This window comes from Mycobacterium sp. ACS4331, assembly GCF_001667265.1.
Classification (GTDB): domain Bacteria; phylum Actinomycetota; class Actinomycetes; order Mycobacteriales; family Mycobacteriaceae; genus Mycobacterium.
The window spans coordinates 135,556-152,053 of record NZ_LZHW01000087.1 but is presented as its reverse complement, the minus strand read 5'-3'; the positions used below and the strand labels follow the sequence as shown (position 1 = coordinate 152,053).

Here is a 16,498-nt window from a genome sequence, read left to right as displayed (position 1 = left end):
AACTACATGTGGGAGCCGCCGTCGATGCGCACTTCGGTCCCGGTGATGAAGTACGCGTCGTCGCTTCCCAACATCGCCACCACGCCGGCGACCGCATCCGGTGCCGCGAAGATCGCACCCCCGTCCAGCGGCAGCATCGGGGCCACCTTGCCGAACAGGGTGTAGTCGGCGTCCTCGGGCAGGCCCGGACCGACACTCTGCCGCGACTGCCCCGTGCCGTCCGTCATGCCCGACGAGATCGACCCGGGTTGAACGCAGTTGAACCGCACTCCGGCCTTGGCGAACTCCAGCGCCCACGCGTGCGTCATCGACAGCACGCCACCCTTTGAGGCCGCGTAGGCGGCCATGTAGGGATGCGCGAAATGGGCCGAGGTCGAGCTGAAGTTGACCACCGCGGGCCCCTTCCCGGCCTGCAGGGCACCGATGGCCTCACGGGTCACCAGGAAGGTCCCGACCAGGTTGATGCGGAGCACCATCTCGAAGTCGGCGAGCGAGGTCTGCGCCAGGTGAGACGACCGCAGGATCCCTGCCGCGTTCACCAAGGTGTCAAGCCCGCCCAGCAGCCCCACCGCCTCGGCGACTCCGCTGCGCACGGACTCCTCATCGCCGACATCCATGACGACCGTGTGCAGGCGTTCACCGACGTCGCCGGCCTTCGTGACCGTGTCGGCCAGACCGTCGGGACTGATGTCCGCCGCCACCACGTGGCCACCCTCAGCGAGGATCCGCAGCACACACGCCTGGCCGATTCCTGAGCCGCCGCCGGTGATCAACACCCGCCGGTCGGCGTACCGCGACAGACTCGCTGGCGGTGGGGGGAGCACAGACACGTCGCAACTCCTGTCAGTTCGGGGAACGCTCGACGGACTGGTTCCCGCCCTACCGTCCAGCCCAACCGCCACCCACCGGTGCGTCCCTTCCCGGTGGATGGGACACAGTGTGCCGCCGGTCATGGCGGGCTGTCACCGTCTCTGTGGTCAGTGAGCCGGTTCGCCGGTGTGTGGTTCGTTCGAACCAGTGAGTGGAGGGTTCTGCGGCACATGGTGAGTCAGGCCCAGGACCGTAGGGCCCTCGGTGTGCCGATCGGCAGGGTGCGCGGATCGGTGCAGGCCGTCGGCGGTCTGCTCGCGATGTCGGCCGACGCCGTGAAGTTCCTGTTCCGCGGACCCTTTCAGGGCCGCGAGTTCTTGGAGCAGTCCTGGTTCGTGGCACGCGTCTCGCTCATGCCCACCCTGCTTGTGGCGATCCCCTTCACAGTGCTGGTCAGCTTCACCCTGAACATCCTGCTGCGGGAGTTGGGCGCGGCGGACCTGTCGGGTGCCGGCGCCGCATTCGGCGCGGTGACCCAGGTCGGCCCCATGGTGACCGTGCTGATCGTGGCCGGTGCCGGCGCCACCGCGATGTGCGCCGACCTCGGGTCGCGCACCATCCGCGAGGAGATCGACGCCATGGAGGTGCTGGGCATCAATCCGGTCCAGCGGTTGGTGACCCCGCGGATGCTCGCGTCGGCCCTGGTGGCGCTGCTGCTCAACAGCCTCGTCGTCATCATCGGCATCCTGGGCGGCTACGCATTCTCGGTCTTCGTCCAGGACGTCAACCCTGGGGCCTTCGCAGCGGGCATCACGCTGCTCACCGGGGTTCCCGAGGTGATCATCTCCTGTGTGAAGGCGGCCCTGTTCGGGCTGATCGCCGGGATGGTCGCGTGCTATCGCGGCTTGACCATCAGCGGCGGTGGCGCCAAGGCCGTCGGTAACGCCGTCAACGAAACCGTCGTCTATGCCTTCATGTCGCTGTTCGTGGTCAACGTGGTGGTCACCGCCATCGGCATCCAGATGACGTCGAACTGAGCCGGGATCGAACTATGGCAGGGATACGCGTACTCCACCCGCAACTGGCGCGGGAACTCACCAAACCGCTCGGCGCCCTCGGGCGCATCGGTGAGCACACCGCGTTCTACGGGCGCGCGCTGGCCGGTGTGCCCCACGCCGCGGTGCACTACCGGCGGGAGATCATCCGCCTGATCGCAGAAATCAGCATGGGTGCGGGCACATTGGCGATGATCGGCGGAACCGTCGTCATCGTCGGCTTCCTGACCCTCGCCGCGGGCGGCACCCTGGCGGTGCAGGGCTACAGCTCGCTGGGGGACATCGGGATCGAAGCCCTCACCGGATTCCTGGCCGCCTTCATCAACGTCCGGATCTCAGCGCCCGTCGTCGCGGGCATCGGACTCGCCGCCACGTTCGGGGCGGGGGTGACCGCGCAGTTGGGTGCGATGCGGATCAGCGAGGAGGTCGACGCCCTCGAGACCATGGGGATCCGGTCGGTGGAGTACCTCGTCAGCACCCGCATCGTCGCCGGAATGATCGCGATCACACCGCTTTACGCCATCGCCGTGATCCTGTCGTTCACCGCCAGCAAGCTCACGACCGTGGTGATGTTCGGACAGTCCGCGGGCCTGTACAACCACTACTTCGAGACCTTCCTCAATCCGACTGACCTGCTGTGGTCGTTCCTGCAGGCGATCCTGATGGGGATCGCGGTGCTGCTGGTGCACACCTACTTCGGATACTTCGCCAGCGGCGGCCCGTCCGGCGTGGGTGTCGCGGTCGGCAACGCCGTGCGCACATCCCTCATCGTCGTGATCGCGGTGACCCTGCTGGTGTCCCTGTCGGTCTACGGCGCCAACGGCAACTTCAACCTGTCGGGCTAGAGGGGAGAGTTCTGCTGTGGCACTGAATCCCGAGGTCAAGCGCCCCCTCATGGGCGGCGCCACCGTCCTTGCGGCAGCGGCCGTGGTGGCCCTCGCGGTGGGCCTGTTCCGGGGCAGCTTCACCGACACCGTCCCCGTCACGGTGTTGGCTGAGCGGGCGGGCCTGGTCATGAACGCCGACGCCAAGGTGAAACTGCATGGCGCCCAGGTGGGTTCGGTGCGCAGGATTGAATCCCTGCCCGACGGGCGTGCCGCGCTGCACCTGGCGATGGACCCGTCGTACCTGGAACTCATCCCGTCCAACGTGCGCGTGGACATCTCGTCTTCGACGGTGTTCGGCGCCAAGTACGTCGATCTGGTGCCGCCGGCGGACCCGGCAGCCGAAGGTCTGCACCCCGGTCAGGTGCTCGACGCCGATCATGTGACGGTCGAGATCAACACGGTTTTCGAGCAGCTGTCCTCGGTGCTGTCGAAGATCGAGCCCACCAAGCTCAACGAGACGCTCGGCGCCCTGGCGACGGCACTGGACGGCCGAGGCGACCAGATCGGCCAGATGATGACCGACCTGGACGAGTTCCTGACGAAGATCGACCCGAGCCTGCCGAACATGGAGCATGAGCTCACCGTCGCGCCCGAGGTGATCAACGCCTACGCCGACGCGGCACCCGACCTCGTCACCACCGTCGAGGCCGCGACGACGATGAGTCAGACCTTCGTCGACGAACAGCAGAACCTCGATGCCCTCCTCATCAGCGTCGTCGGCCTCGCCGACACCGGCACCGATGTCGTGGGCACCAACCGTCAGGCGGTCGCCGACGTCATGCGCCTGCTGGTCCCGACGACGGACCTGACCAACCAGTACAACGCGGCGCTGACCTGCGGCCTCGGCGGTGCGGTGGAGCTGGCCAAGGCCCCCGGCACGCCCCTTCCCGGTGGCGTGCTGTTGCAGACCGTGGTCTTCGGGCAGGAGCGCTACCGGTATCCGCAGAACCTGCCCAAGGTCGCGGCCACCGGCGGACCGCAGTGCACGGATCTGCCCAAGGTCGGCTTCCAGAAGCACCCGCCCTTCGTCGTCACCGACGTCAACGCCAACCCCGCGCAGTACGGCAATGAAGGAATCCTGTTGAACTCCGACGGCCTCAAGCAGATGCTCTACGGCCCGATCGACGGACCGCCGCGCAACACCGCACAGATCGGACAGCCAGGGTGACCGGGCTGGGGAGGACGGCCGCCAAGTTCGGCGCCTTCGGGCTGACGATGGTGGTGCTGACGGCAGGCCTGTTCGCGATCTTCAGCCAGTACCGCTCGGGGACCACCCACGGATACTCCGCGCTGTTCCAGGACGCGTCCAGTCTCAAGTCGGGTGACTCGGTGCGGGTGGCCGGCATTCGCGTCGGCACCGTGCGGGGCGTGGACCTGCAGCCGGACAACACGGTCCTGGTGTCGTTCGACGCCGACGACAAGGTGCGGCTGACCGAGGGGACGACGGTCGCGGTGCGCTACCTCAATCTCGTCGGCGACCGGTACCTCGAACTCATCGACGAGCCCGGATCGGTCAAGGTCCGGCCGCCGGGCTCCCACATCGGGATCGACCACACCGAGCCGGCCCTGAACCTCGATCTCCTTCTCGGTGGCCTCAAACCGGTCATCCAGGGGCTCAACCCCGACGACGTCAACACGCTGACCAACTCCCTGATCCAGATTCTGCAGGGTCAGGGTGGCGATCTTGAATCGTTGTTCGCGAGGACATCGTCGTTCACCAATGCGCTGGCCGACAACGGGCAGACCGTGGAGCGGTTGATCGAGAACCTCAACGACACCCTGTCCGTGCTCGCCAAGGACGGGCAGAAGTTCTCCGGAGCGGTCGACGGGCTCGAGCGCCTGGTCAGTGGCCTGGCCGAGGAGCGGGACCCGATCGGCGAGGCGATCACGGCGCTGGACAACGGCACTGCGTCGCTCGCGGGTCTGCTGACCGAAGCGCGACCCCCGCTGTCGGGCACCGTGGACCAGCTGACCCGGCTGGCCCCGCTGCTGTCCAGCGAGACCGACCTGGCCCGGCTTGATCTCCTGATGCAGAAGACCCCGCAGAACTACCGCAAACTGGTGCGGCTGGGCTCCTACGGAAGTTGGTTGAACCTCTACATCTGTGGTGTCTCCCTGAGGGTTTCAGATCTGCAGGGGCGCACGGCCCACTTCCCCTGGGTCATTCAGAACACCGGCCGGTGCGGGGAGCCCTGATGCTGAAATATCGCCAATCCTCGCTCTTCCGAACCGGATTGATCGGCCTGGTGCTGATCGTCCTGATCATCGCCGTGGGCCTGCGGCCACAGCAGTTGATGTCCATGGCGACCTCGATCAGGTACCAGGCGCAGTTCGCCGAGGCCGGCGGACTCACCGCCGGCAACAACGTGAAGGTGTCCGGCGTGACCGTCGGCACGGTCTCCGACGTCGAACTCGACAGCGGCAGGGCGCTGGTGACCTTCGCGGTCAACAGCCGAGTGCGGCTCGGCCGGGACACCACCGCGCAGATCAGCATCGGGACCCTGCTCGGTGAACGGGTTCTGGTCCTCGAGCCGCGCGGCAGCGGCAGCATCGGTGCCCTCGGCGTCATCCCGCTGACCCGCACCTCCTCGCCGTATTCACTGACCGATGCCATCGGCGAGTTCACGTCGAACACCGCCCAGACCGACACCGCGGCCATCAATCACTCGCTGGACACGCTCTCGGAGACCATCGAGCGCCTCGCCCCGCAGCTGGCGCCGACGTTCGACGGTGTGAGCCGGCTGTCCAAGTCGCTGAACAAGCGCAACGAATCGTTGAGCAGTCTGCTGTCGACGGCATCTGACGTCACTGGAATCCTCTCGGAGCGAAGCGAACAGGTGAACAGCCTGATCCTCAACGCCAACGATCTGCTCGGGGTGCTGCAGGACCGACGGCACTCGATCGTCAACCTGCTCGCCAACACCACGGCCGTGACGAGGGAGTTGTCGGGCCTCGTCGACGACAACGAGAAGGAACTCGCGCCCGCCCTCGAACAGCTCAACCGGGTCTCGGAGATGCTCGAACGCAACCGCGACAACCTGGAGAAGTCCCTGCGCGGGTTGGCCAAATACCAACTGACTCAGGGTGAGGCCGTCAACAACGGCTTCTACTACTACGGATTCGCCTCGAACCTCCTCCCCGGCCCGGCCATCCAGCCCTTCCTCGACTACGCGCTGGGCTTCCGCCGTGGCGTGAACGCTGGCCAGCCGCCCGACAATGCCGGCCCTCGCGCCGAATTCCCGTTCCCCTACAACGGAATTCCCGGAGGACACCCATGACCCGACGCTTCGGTCCGCGGGCCAAGAGACTCCTGGCCGTCGCTCTGGCCGTATCGGCGGTCGCGGGCGCCGGATACATCGCGTACCAACAGTTCCTGGGCCCCAAGACGCTCACCGCTCACTTCAAGTCGGCGACCGCGATCTATCCCGGTGACGAAGTGCGGGTGGTCGGTGTCCGGGTGGGCACCATCGAGGCCATCGAACCGCTGCCCACGAGCACCCGGGTCACTCTCAAGATCGACCGCGACGTCCCCGTGCCCGCGGACGCCAAGGCCATCATCGTGGCGCCCAACCTGGTGTCCGCCCGGTACGTCCAACTGACGCCCGCCTACGGGTCCAGCCCGGAGGCCAGCGGCGACACCATCCCCGACGGTGGCGAAATCGGGATGGACCGCACCGCCATCCCCGTCGAATGGGATGAGATCAAAGAGCAGCTCACCCGCCTGGCCGCCGAACTTGGCCCCTCGAGCGGGGTTTCGGAGACCTCCCTCGGCCGCTTCATCGACAGCACGGCCGACGCCATGGCGGGCAACGGTGACAGGCTGCGGGAGACCATCACCCAGTTGTCCGACGTTGGCCGCATCCTCGGCGAGGGCAGCGGCAACATCGTCGACGTCATCACCAACCTGCAGGTGTTCGTGGCGGCCCTGCGGGACAGCAACACCCAGATCGTGCAGTTCCAGGATCGGCTCGCCGACGTCACGAGCGTCGTCGACGGCAGCCGTTCGGACCTCGACTCGGCCATCACCGAGCTGTCGTCGGCGCTGGGAAAGGTGCAGCGGTTCATCGAGGGCTCGCGAGATCAGACCGCCGAGCAGATCGAGCGGTTGGCCAACGTCACACAGGTGCTGTCGGACAACAGCATGGTGGTCAAGAACGTGCTGCACGCCGCGCCCAACGCGCTGGTCAACGGCTACAACATCTACAACCCCGACACCGGTGGACCGCGTGGCTCGTTCGCGATGAACAACTTCGCCAATCCCGTCGCCACCATCTGCTCGGCGATCGCCGCGGTGGAGAACGTGACCGCCGAAGCCTCGGGTAAGGCCTGTGCGGAGTACCTGGGCCCCGCGTTGAGGCTGATGAACTTCAACCACCTGCCCTTCCCGTTCAACGCCTACCTCGGTCCCTCCCCGAAGAACGTGATCTACTCCGATCCCCGGCTGGCGCCCGGCGGTGGTGGAACCGGGCCGGGCCCGGCCGAGATCCCGCCGGCGGTTTCGGCCTACACCGGGGCCGGGGATGTGCCACCCCCACCGGGGTGGACGGATCCGCCGCAGCCGCCCGGTGCGTACGCGCCCAACGGCCTGCCTGCCGAACGGCACCCGGCGCTGTATCCGGGTGCGCCCATCCCGCCGGGTGTCCCGGCACCGCCGCCCGCGGCGCCCGCGGCCTCGAACCTCGCTGAGATGCTGCTGCCGGCTGAAGCCGGCGCTGCGACGACACAGACGGGAGGCACCCCGTGACCACACGGATGCCGGTGCGCCGCCTGCTGGCGGCCACGTGCTGCACAGCCCTGGTGACGTCGGGTTGCGCGTTCGACGGGCTCAACTCCCTGCCGCTGCCCGGCACGGTGGGAACCGGATCCGATGCCATCACCTATCACGTCGAGATCGCCAATGTCGGCACGCTGGAATCGAATTCGCCCGTCATGGTGGGTGACGTGGTGGTCGGAGCCGTTCGCACGATGACCGTCGACAACTGGCGGGCCGCCGTCGAGGTGTCGGTGCAGCCCGACGCGGTGGTGCCGGCGAACGCCGTCGCGACGGTGGGCCAGACCAGCCTGTTGGGGTCGATGCACCTTGCCCTCGACCCGCCGGTGGGCGAGGAGCCGACCGGCCACCTGCCCGCGGGGTCAACCATTCCGCTGGCCAAGACGTCGACGTACCCGTCCACCGAGCAGACCCTGTCGTCGCTGTCGGTGGTGGTCAACGGCGGCGGACTCACCCACATCGGCGACATCATCCACAACTTCAACGCGGCGCTGGACGGGCGCGCGGTTCAGGTCCGCGATCTTCTCACCCGGATGAACACCGTGGTCGGCCTGCTGGACAACCAGCACGACAACATCATCGCCTCGATCTCGTCACTGAACCGCCTGGCGGAGACCTTCGCCGGGCAGCGGCCGGTGCTCACCTCGGCCCTCGACCGCATCCCCAAGGCCCTTGAGGTGCTCAACGCGCAGCGGCCACGCATCACCACCGCGCTCGAGAAGTTGGGCGGATTCAGCAACACCGCAACGCAACTGATCAACGAGTCGCACGCCGACATCGTCCGGAACCTCAAGAATCTCGAGCCCACGGTGCGCGCGCTGGCCGACGTCGGGCCCGATCTGATGACGGCCCTGTCCTACCTGCCGACCTACCCCTACACCCAGGACTTCATCGACCGCGGCATCCGCGGTGACTTCATGAACCAGTTCATCGTCTTCGACTTCACCATTCCGCGGCTCAAGAGCGGCATTCTGCTGGGCACCCGGTGGGGTGAACCGGGTGCCTCGCTGGTGCCGGCACCGGGCGACCCCTGGTACTCCACCTACACCCGGGATCCGCTCCAGGCACCACTGACGCCCCTTCCCACCGAGGTCGCCACCATCCCACCGCTGGTTGACCCGCCGACCGGGCCTGCGACCCCGGCGGCCGCTGTCGAGGCGCCCACTGAAGGAGGAAGCTGATGTTGACCCGCTTCGTCCGCAACCAGCTGATCATCTTCTCGATCGCTTCGGTGATCGGCGTCGGCGCGATGGTCTTCGTCTACATGCAGGCACCGGTGCTGCTCGGCATCGGGCGGATCACGGTGAAGCTCGAGGTGCCGAACACCGGTGGCCTGTACCGCTTCTCGAACGTCACCTACCGCGGCGTCGAGGTGGGCAAGGTCACCGACATCCGTCCCACCCGTGGGGGCGCCGTGGTGACCATGTCACTGCAGAGGTCGCCGAAGATCCCGGCGGACCTGCAGGCGAACGTGCGCAGTGTGTCGGCGGTCGGCGAGCAGTACGTCGACCTGGTCCCGCGCGCCGAGGGGGGACCGCACCTGCAGGACGGTTCGGTGATCACCGCGGAGAACGCGTCGCTGCCCCAGCCCGTCGGGCCGATGCTCGACCAGATGAGCGCACTGGTCGACAGCATCCCCACCACCAAGCTCACCGGACTGCTCGATGAATCCTTCAAGGCGCTCAACGGGACTGGTGACGATCTGGGTTCGCTGTTCGACTCCTCGAGCCGCCTCGCCGCCGACCTCAACGGTGCCGCCGACAACGCGCGCACTCTGATCGACGACAGCCGACCGCTGCTCGACGGGCAGGCGCAGAGCACCGAGGCGATCCGAACCTGGGCGCGCAGCTTGGCCGGCATCACCGGACAGGTCGCGACGCGCGATGCCGAGGTCCGGACGATTCTCACAACCGGTGCGGGTGCCGCCGACGAGGCGTCGCGCCTGCTCAACCAGGTCAAGCCGACGCTGCCGGTGCTGCTGGCGAATTTGACCACCGTAGGCCAGATCGGCGTCACTTACCATCCGTCGATCGAACAGCTTCTGGTGCTGCTGCCGCCGTACCTGGCGGCGACCCAGTCGTACGGGTCATCGCTGAACAACCCCACCGGCATGGCGCTTTCGGAGTTCAGTCTGACGCTCGGTGATCCGCCGGCGTGCACGGTGGGGTTCCTGCCGCCGTCGTCCTGGCGGTCGCCCGCTGACCTCACCGATGTGGACACCCCGGACGGGCTGTACTGCAAGCTGCCGCAGGACTCACCCATCGGTGTGCGCGGCGCGCGAAACTTCCCGTGCATGGCTCAGCCGGGCAAGCGGGCGCCGACCGTCGAGATCTGTGAGAGCGACAAGCCCTTTGAGCCGCTGGCGATGCGGCAGCACGTGCTGGGCCCCTACCCGATCGATCCCGGTCTGATCGCGCAGGGCGTTCCGCCGGATGACCGGATCAACTTCCAGGAGAACATCTTCGGTCCCGCCGAGGGCACTCCGATGCCGCCGGCCGGTGTCGAGGGCGCCGGCCCAGCAGCCCCACCGGTGGACCCAGTCGCCCCGCCCGCAGACCCCGCTCCGCCGGTGGACCCGGTGGCGCCCGCCTCGGTGACGGAACCCTCCGGAGGGACCGAGCCCTCGGTGGCGTTCGCGACCTACAACCCGAGCACCGGGCAGTACGCCGGGCCCGACGGCAAGGTGTATCAGCAGTCCGACTTGGCGCAGCCCGCACCGACGAGTTTCCAGGACCTGCTGCCGCAGTGAAGCGCGGACTCAGCCGACCTTGACGAGCTTGAACGGCATGTTGATGTACACCGGCTTGTTCACGCCGCAGGCGCCGCTGGGACCGGTGGTGATGTCCTCGCCGACCAGCGTCGTCGAGGTCGGGTCGAAGTAGGCGCCCTCGGGTGTCATCGGCTTGAACCGGAAGGTCTGCAGCCCAGGGGCGGTGCTGCCGTCCGGGCAGGGGATCCAGTCCTCGACGGTGTGCTTGACGTACCAGATGCCGCTCTTCTGGTAGATCGGCGCGGTCCAGCCCCAGTCACTGACGACCGTGCCGGTGCACTCGCCCGGATAACTGCAGGTGGTGTTCACGGTCCAGGTGCTGCGCAGGCTGGCCTGATCGTGGAACACCTCGTTCTTGCGGGCCCACTCGCCGTTGGAGGTCGCGGTGTAGGTGCCGTTGAGGCCCCACGCCGGATTGTCGGCCGACGCGACGGCACTGGTGCAGACACCGCCGAGGGCGACGACGGCGGCGGTCACGATGGTGGAAACACGCGGCATTGCCTGCTCCTCGAACGGGCCTGGCGGCACGGGACATGGGGGCGATCGAAGTCAACCACCGGAGACCTGCGGCGACGGTCCCGCGTGTCCGCTCAGTGGGCCGTCATCCTCTGCGACCCCGCACCACCTGCCAGAGTGCCTGGTTGTGCGAGTCAATGTCGTTGTGGCGGGCGTGTCGGTGGTGGCCTCGCTGGCCGTGGCCGTGGCCGCGCCCGCCAACGCTGACCCGGTGTCGTGCGACGGTCCGACGTGCACACCCGGCATCACCCCCGGGGTGGTCCTTGGTGCACCATGTGCGGACACCGCGTACTTCGTGTTCGGTACGGCAGTCGCAGGGCCGTCGACGCTTCCGGGCAGGCTGGTGTTCTGTGGGTCGCCGCGCCGGTATGAGCCGCGGTACTTCAGGTCACCGTCGATGGCCGGAATCAAGGAACTCGACGCGGACTGCGCTGGTTACGAGCGGTGGGTTGCCCAGGCACCGGACGGCCTGTTCCTCATCTGTCAGTCGCAGGACGGCGCGCCGCGATGGAGACGTGGGGATGCGTAGATTTCTGTCGGTGCTGCTCCCGCTCGTCGCCGTGGGGACCGCGGCCCCAGCGATCGCGGACACGCCCGCACCACATCAGATCACCTACACCGTGACGGCGGAAACCGCTGTGACAGCCGACATCTACTATCGGGACGTCGACCCGCCGACGTGGGCCGACTACAGCCACAACCCGTATGTGTTCAGTCCCAGGGTTCGTGTCGACGTCGGTCCGGATCGGCCGTGGGTGCTGCACACCACGCTGCTCGACCCCGATCGCTGGGCGATGGTTTCGGCGACCAGTGGCCAGCAGCCCACCGAACCGAGGTTCCGGTGCGAACTGTCGGTGGACGGAGTGGTGGTGTCGACCGCGGACGGCCCCAAGGGGGCACTGTGCGCGCTGCGCCATTGGTGAGTCCGGAGGTCCGCCACCGCCAGATCCGGGGCGCCGGAGTCGCGGTCACGCCCTCGGCTTGGGGCGGATGAAGACGCCCTCGGCCTCGACCGTCACCGCTCCGGCGACGTCCAGAATGTGGCCTTTCGCATAGGTTTTCCCGCCGTCCTCGCGGTGGGTCCACGCCTCCACCCGCAGCGGACCCAGGCGGGTCGGTGCCACGTAGCGCACCGTGAGAGTGCCGGTGAACGCCGGCACACCGGGGCGGTGTGCGGTGGCGCTGAGCACATGGTCGAGCAGCAGTGCGCACACGCCGCCGTGAACGAGCCCGGGCGGGCCTTCGTACGGGGCACCGAGCGTGAGTTCGGCGGTCGCCCGGCCACTCTCGTCCCGCCGCACCCGCAGCGGCGGGGCGATCGCGTTCCGCATGCCGATGACCACGTTGCCCCAGGTGAGGGTGCGGCCGTCGGTGGTGGACCTGACACCGAAGGGTTCGGGGTCCAGTCGCGAACTCAGCAGTGCGGCGGCCTCGTCGATCAGCGCGTGCGCCCGTCGGACATCCGTTTCGTCGGCCTGACTGCGAATCGCGACGTCGATGAGTCTGCGCACAGACTGCGTCAACGGGCCGAAGGTCTCTTCGACGCGCGCAGCGTCCTCCGGGACCAGTGGCTGATTCACCGAGTCGTCCCGGCCGCCATGTCGAGGGCGGCCAAGTGGCTGAACAGCATTGAAGCGCCGATGGGATTGCCGCCACCGGGGTAGGTGGTGCCGCTGACCGCCGCCATGGTGTTGCCGGCCGCGTACAACCCCGGGATCGGCGCGCCGTCGCGGTCGAGCACGCGGGCGTGTGTGTCGGTGCGCAGGCCGCCCTTGGTCCCGAGATCAGAGAGTCCAAACGCCGCAGCGTGATACGGCGGGGTGTCGATCGGGACGAGCGGTGAGGCACCGCCGGTGAAGACCCGGTCGTAGGGTTCGTCACCGCGGCCGAAGTCGCTGTCGACGCCCTCGGAAGCCAGTGCGTTGAACCGTTCGATCGTCGCCGCGAGATTCTCCGCAGGCACCCCGATCGCCTCGGCGAGTTCACCGATGGTGTCGGCGCTGTGCCAGAGTCCGGCGTCCCGGTACTGGGCCGGGTCGACCATCGACACGTTCGTGGCACCCACGGGCGGGATGTCACCGGCCCGGTTGTCGTACACCATCCAGAACGGCAGCACGGCCTCACCGGACTCGATCTGGCGGATCACCTCACGGCCCAGCCGGTCGTACGGGGCCGACTCGTTGACGAAGCGGCGGCCGTCCTGATTGACGAAGATGCCGCCGGTGAACCACAGCGCGAAGGCGGATCGACCGTCGGGATGCGTCATGCCCGGTGACCACCAGGCCTGGTCCATCAGGTCGGTGTCGGCGCCCGCCGCCATGGCGGCCTGATGGGTTCTTCCGGTGTTGGGGGGTGCACCCATGGTGTCGTCGACGCGGCCGGGCACGCCGTGCTCAGAACGCATCGTGGCGTTCTGCTCGAACCCTCCCGCGGCCAGCAGGACACCCCGTCGGGCCTGGACCCGGACGGGCCTGCCGTCCTGTTCGACGACGGCGCCGACCACGGTGCCGTCCTCGACGATCAGTTCGGTGAGCGGCGCGTTGCGCCAACACGCGGCGTTGGCGAGTTTGTCCAGCGCTGCGAGGAACCGTCCGACCAGCGCCCGGCCCCCCGTCAAGAGGTCAGGGGCGGGCGCGCCGAGACGTTCGGTGTCGAGTGGTCCCCGGACCAGGCCGCTGTACTGCCCCAGAGCGGAGTCGGGGACAGGTACCGGGACGGTGTGGCGGTAGCCGTCGTTGCGGGCGCCGGGAGCGCTGCCGTAGTAGTCCGGCCAGGGCAGCACCGTGAATTCGAACGCCGAGTCCTTCTCCAGGTACTCGATGAACGGCGCGCCGCCGCGGACGTAGGCCTCCTGCAGGTCCCGGGGAGTGCGGTCGCCGACCACGGCGTGGAAGTACGTGAGGGCCTCATCGAGGGTGTCGTCGGTACCCGCCCGCTGCAGTACGGGGTTGCACGGATACCACATGCCGCCTCCGCCGGAGTACGCCGTGGTACCGCCGAACTGGTCACTGGCCTCTACGAGAAGAACCGAAAGTCCCTCCCTTGCTGCCGTGTACGCGCCGGCGATGCCACCACCGGAGCCGGCCACGACGACATCGAAGACCGCATCGAATTCAGGCACGTCAACCACCGGACCCGAACGCAGCGTCAGACATACCTCTCCTCGGGTTGCGCAGTGCGAAGCTCCTCTGCACTGTCGGCGTTGAAGCCGTGTTGTGCAAGCATCCTTCCCGGTCAGCGGTAGCGGGGGCAGGATGTCCCGCGCGATGGTTGTTAGCCTTGGTGAGTGACGGAAGCTGCCGACGACGTACCTGGTGGGGTGAGTGCCTCACCCACCGGTTGGGCGTTGCTGGGGATGCTTTCCGGCGGTGACGAACTGTCTGGATACGACATCAAGAAGTGGATCAACTGGGCCATCCAGTTCTTCTACTCCAGTCCGGCCTACAGCCAGATCTACTCCGAACTGAAACGGTTGGAGCGGCAGGGCCTGGTGAGTTCCCGGGTCGACGGGGGCGCGCGCAGCCGCCGGATGTACAAGATCACTCCCGAGGGCTTGGACGCGGTCACACGCTGGGCCAACGAGGAGGCCGTCGAACCGCCCACACTCAAACACAATCCGCTGCTGCGGGTGATGCTCGGACATCTGCTGAAGCCTGGCCGGCTGCGAGAGGTCCTCGTCGAGCATGCCGCCTATGCCGACCGCATGCACCAGGCCGCCGCCACCGAGGCGCGCTGGACCGCGGATCAACCCGCCTGGTCCTACGCTGGGCTGGCCCTGAAATGGTCGGAACGGTACTACGCGTCAGAACGCGAACTGGCGCTGCAGATGATCAAGGACCTCGACGCCGTCGAGGAGGCGCTCACCGATCCCGACCGGCAGGACATCCAGTTCCCGGTGCGGGAGTACTGGTACGAGGTCGAACGGCGCATCGCCGCCGAAGATCCCGCGGCCGTGGACGCCACCGACGACTGACCGACGCGGATGGTCGCCGCCGGGCTCAGCCGAGTCTGCCTGCGGCGTGCTGCGCCGCGACGTAACCGAACACCAGCCCCTGCCCGATGGTCGCGCCGGCGCCCGGATAGCTGGCACCGAACGTGTTCGCGGCCGTGTTGCCGATCGCATAGAGCCCGTCGATCACCGAGGCGTCCTCACGCAGCACCCGGCCCAGGGCATCGGCGCGCAGCCCGCCGCAGGTGCCCAGGTCGCTGAGCACCACCTTGACGGCGTAGTAGGGGCCCGCGTCCAGCCGCCGAAGGTTGGGATTGGGGGTCACGGTCGGATCACCGTAGTAGCGGTCATACGCACTGGTCCCGCGGCCGAAGTCGGTGTCGACGCCCGACCGCGCGAGGGTGTTGAAGCGATCCATGGTGGACACCAGGTTCTGCGGGTCCACACCCATCCCTCGCGCCAGCGACGCCAGGTCGTCACTGCGGTGCGCGATTCCGGCGTCGTACCACGTCTGCGGAATCGGCATCCGCGGAAACAGCTCCGCGGCAAGGACATAGCTGTTCCGATACTGCTGATCGAAGAGCATCCACATCTCTTCGACAGGATTGCCTGCACGTTCGCGTTCGAGCACCTTCTGACCAAAGGACATGTAGTCCATGGCCTCGTTGATGAAGCGACTGCCGGTCTGGTCCACCAGGAGACAGCCCGGGAGAGACCGTTCGGCGAGCATGACGGTCGGGTCACCACCGGGCAGTGGGGCGAAGGCGGGGAACCACCAGGCCTGGTCCATCAGGCCGATGTCGGCCCCGCAGGCCTCCTGTGCAAGCCGGATGCCGTCGCCGGTGTTTCCCTCGGCGCCCAGGCTGGCGTGCTCCCCAAGGGATTCGGACTGGAACTTGTGCCGCCAGCTCATCTGGTGGTCGAAGCCGCCCGCGGCCAGCACCACACCGCGGCGGGCCGTCACGGTGACCTCGGCGTTGCCTCGTTTCACCACCGCGCCGGCCACCCGATCACCCTCGAGGACCAGGTCGGTGACGGGCGAATCGGTCCACACGGGAATGCCGGCCCGCAGCACCCCGGCGAACATCCCTGCCGCCAAGGCCTGCCCGCCCGCCGCATACCGCCGGCGCAGGGCAAGGCCGCCGATGCCCTGGAAGGCGCGCAGCAGAATTCGCGGTATCGCCTTTCGCGGCACCCTGGCCATCAGGTTGAGCCACCGGTAGTCGGCGCCGGTCACCGGCATGGGGAATGAAGACTTCATCACCCCAGGCCGCAGACGTGCCAACTCCGGCCCCAGGACAGCGGTGTTGAACGGGCGACATTCGCAGGTCCGGCCCAATGCGCTGCCGCCGGGTGATTCCGGGTGGTAGTCGGAGTACTCCTTGGCCCACAGGAACTTCATGGGCGTCGTGCGGCGAAGCATCTCGATGGTCGCCGCCCCGTTGTCGACGAAGGCGTGGGCGCGGTCCAGCGGCGCGGCGTCGCCGACCACGGCGTCCATGTAGGTGTGTCCGGCGGCCAGGGTGTCGTCGGATCCGGACTCGGCCAGGATGGGGTTGGCCGGCATCCAGAACGCACCGCCGGAACGTGCGGTGGACCCGCCGACGAAGGCCGTCTTCTCCACGATCAGCGTCGACAGCCCGAGCTCATGGGCGGCCAGCGCCGCGGCCATGCCGGTGCCGGAGCCGACAACGAGCAGATCGACGGTGAGGTTCTGCGGATCGTTCACCGGCCGATTCT

16 protein-coding genes are annotated in these 16,498 nt (G+C 67.8%); 11 read left to right on the top strand and 5 right to left on the bottom strand.

The window, feature by feature from the left end; translation table 11 throughout:
- Positions 1 to 2: 2 nt before the first annotated feature.
- The gene (locus A5727_RS20415; RefSeq protein WP_068254003.1) at positions 3 to 776 is read right to left on the bottom strand and encodes an SDR family NAD(P)-dependent oxidoreductase; all 774 of its coding nucleotides are present in this window, start codon (positions 774 to 776) and stop codon (positions 3 to 5) included.
- A gap of 264 nt (positions 777 to 1,040) precedes the next feature.
- On the opposite strand from A5727_RS20415, the gene A5727_RS20410 reads away from it, so the two are divergent.
- Genes A5727_RS20410 through A5727_RS20375 form a run of 8 tightly spaced genes read left to right on the top strand, consistent with a single transcriptional unit; the run spans position 1,041 to position 10,272 of the window.
- The gene (locus tag A5727_RS20410; RefSeq protein ID WP_068254390.1) at positions 1,041 to 1,847 is read left to right on the top strand and encodes an MlaE family ABC transporter permease; all 807 of its coding nucleotides are present in this window, start codon (positions 1,041 to 1,043) and stop codon (positions 1,845 to 1,847) included.
- A 14-nt stretch (positions 1,848 to 1,861) separates the two neighbouring features.
- Positions 1,862 to 2,710 carry an MlaE family ABC transporter permease gene (locus A5727_RS20405; protein WP_068254000.1) on the top strand — a complete coding sequence of 283 codons (849 nt, stop codon included), beginning with the start codon at positions 1,862 to 1,864 and terminating at the stop codon, positions 2,708 to 2,710.
- 49 nt (positions 2,711 to 2,759) lie between these two features.
- A complete protein-coding gene (locus tag A5727_RS20400; RefSeq protein ID WP_068254383.1) occupies positions 2,760 to 3,920 on the top strand; it encodes an MCE family protein in 1,161 nt (386 codons plus the stop codon).
- Complete coding sequence (locus A5727_RS20395) at positions 3,917 to 4,948, top strand: MCE family protein (RefSeq protein WP_068253997.1); 1,032 nt, start codon at positions 3,917 to 3,919, stop codon at positions 4,946 to 4,948. Before A5727_RS20400 ends, A5727_RS20395 begins: the two co-directional genes overlap by 4 nt.
- Complete coding sequence (locus tag A5727_RS20390) at positions 4,948 to 6,030, top strand: MCE family protein (protein WP_068254379.1); 1,083 nt, start codon at positions 4,948 to 4,950, stop codon at positions 6,028 to 6,030. The genes A5727_RS20395 and A5727_RS20390 overlap by 1 nt, the downstream gene beginning before the upstream one ends.
- The gene (locus A5727_RS20385) at positions 6,027 to 7,496 is read left to right on the top strand and encodes an MCE family protein (protein WP_068253994.1); all 1,470 of its coding nucleotides are present in this window, start codon (positions 6,027 to 6,029) and stop codon (positions 7,494 to 7,496) included. Before A5727_RS20390 ends, A5727_RS20385 begins: the two co-directional genes overlap by 4 nt.
- Before the next feature lie 8 nt (positions 7,497 to 7,504).
- Complete coding sequence (locus A5727_RS20380; RefSeq protein ID WP_068254385.1) at positions 7,505 to 8,704, top strand: MCE family protein; 1,200 nt, start codon at positions 7,505 to 7,507, stop codon at positions 8,702 to 8,704.
- Positions 8,704 to 10,272, top strand: coding sequence for an MCE family protein (locus A5727_RS20375; RefSeq protein ID WP_068253992.1), 1,569 nt, complete (start codon positions 8,704 to 8,706; stop codon positions 10,270 to 10,272). Before A5727_RS20380 ends, A5727_RS20375 begins: the two co-directional genes overlap by 1 nt.
- 9 nt (positions 10,273 to 10,281) lie before the next feature.
- Here A5727_RS20375 and A5727_RS20370 read toward each other — a convergent pair whose 3' ends face one another.
- On the bottom strand, positions 10,282 to 10,791 hold the full coding sequence (locus A5727_RS20370) for an Rv2253/PknI dimerization domain-containing protein (RefSeq protein ID WP_068253989.1): 510 nt from the start codon (positions 10,789 to 10,791) through the stop codon (positions 10,282 to 10,284).
- 145 nt (positions 10,792 to 10,936) lie between these two features.
- On the opposite strand from A5727_RS20370, the gene A5727_RS20365 reads away from it, so the two are divergent.
- Positions 10,937 to 11,338, top strand: a complete 402-nt coding sequence (locus A5727_RS20365) for a hypothetical protein (protein WP_068253986.1) — start codon at positions 10,937 to 10,939, stop codon at positions 11,336 to 11,338.
- The gene (locus A5727_RS20360) at positions 11,331 to 11,732 is read left to right on the top strand and encodes an Rv2576c family protein (protein WP_068253983.1); all 402 of its coding nucleotides are present in this window, start codon (positions 11,331 to 11,333) and stop codon (positions 11,730 to 11,732) included. Before A5727_RS20365 ends, A5727_RS20360 begins: the two co-directional genes overlap by 8 nt.
- A gap of 45 nt (positions 11,733 to 11,777) precedes the next feature.
- Here A5727_RS20360 and A5727_RS20355 read toward each other — a convergent pair whose 3' ends face one another.
- Both A5727_RS20355 and A5727_RS20350 read right to left on the bottom strand, forming a co-directional pair.
- The gene (locus A5727_RS20355) at positions 11,778 to 12,389 is read right to left on the bottom strand and encodes a PaaI family thioesterase (RefSeq protein ID WP_068253980.1); all 612 of its coding nucleotides are present in this window, start codon (positions 12,387 to 12,389) and stop codon (positions 11,778 to 11,780) included.
- Positions 12,386 to 13,930: an FAD-binding protein gene (locus tag A5727_RS20350; protein ID WP_068254377.1), complete on the bottom strand. Its 1,545-nt coding sequence runs from the start codon at positions 13,928 to 13,930 to the stop codon at positions 12,386 to 12,388. The genes A5727_RS20355 and A5727_RS20350 overlap by 4 nt, the downstream gene beginning before the upstream one ends.
- 165 nt (positions 13,931 to 14,095) lie before the next feature.
- Here A5727_RS20350 and A5727_RS20345 point away from each other — a divergent pair, with 165 nt between their 5' ends.
- Positions 14,096 to 14,782, top strand: coding sequence for a PadR family transcriptional regulator (locus tag A5727_RS20345; RefSeq protein ID WP_068253977.1), 687 nt, complete (start codon positions 14,096 to 14,098; stop codon positions 14,780 to 14,782).
- Between the two features lie 25 nt (positions 14,783 to 14,807).
- Here A5727_RS20345 and A5727_RS20340 read toward each other — a convergent pair whose 3' ends face one another.
- Positions 14,808 to 16,487 carry a 3-ketosteroid-delta-1-dehydrogenase gene (locus tag A5727_RS20340; RefSeq protein ID WP_068253974.1) on the bottom strand — a complete coding sequence of 560 codons (1,680 nt, stop codon included), beginning with the start codon at positions 16,485 to 16,487 and terminating at the stop codon, positions 14,808 to 14,810.
- Between the last annotated feature and the right edge of the window lie 11 nt (positions 16,488 to 16,498).

What these genes read in the sequence shown, in the direction of transcription:
- A5727_RS20410 (WP_068254390.1), top strand. Translation starts at nt 1,041, where the DNA reads ATGGTGAGTCAGGCCCAGGACCGTAGGGCCCTCGGTGTGCCGATCGGC.
- A5727_RS20405 (WP_068254000.1), top strand. Translation starts at nt 1,862, where the DNA reads ATGGCAGGGATACGCGTACTCCACCCGCAACTGGCGCGGGAACTCACC.
- A5727_RS20400 (WP_068254383.1), top strand. Translation starts at nt 2,760, where the DNA reads ATGGGCGGCGCCACCGTCCTTGCGGCAGCGGCCGTGGTGGCCCTCGCG.
- A5727_RS20390 (WP_068254379.1), top strand. Translation starts at nt 4,948, where the DNA reads ATGCTGAAATATCGCCAATCCTCGCTCTTCCGAACCGGATTGATCGGC.
- A5727_RS20385 (WP_068253994.1), top strand. Translation starts at nt 6,027, where the DNA reads ATGACCCGACGCTTCGGTCCGCGGGCCAAGAGACTCCTGGCCGTCGCT.
- A5727_RS20380 (WP_068254385.1), top strand. Translation starts at nt 7,505, where the DNA reads ATGCCGGTGCGCCGCCTGCTGGCGGCCACGTGCTGCACAGCCCTGGTG.
- A5727_RS20375 (WP_068253992.1), top strand. Translation starts at nt 8,704, where the DNA reads ATGTTGACCCGCTTCGTCCGCAACCAGCTGATCATCTTCTCGATCGCT.
- A5727_RS20370 (WP_068253989.1), bottom strand. Translation starts at nt 10,791, where the DNA reads ATGCCGCGTGTTTCCACCATCGTGACCGCCGCCGTCGTCGCCCTCGGC.
- A5727_RS20360 (WP_068253983.1), top strand. Translation starts at nt 11,331, where the DNA reads ATGCGTAGATTTCTGTCGGTGCTGCTCCCGCTCGTCGCCGTGGGGACC.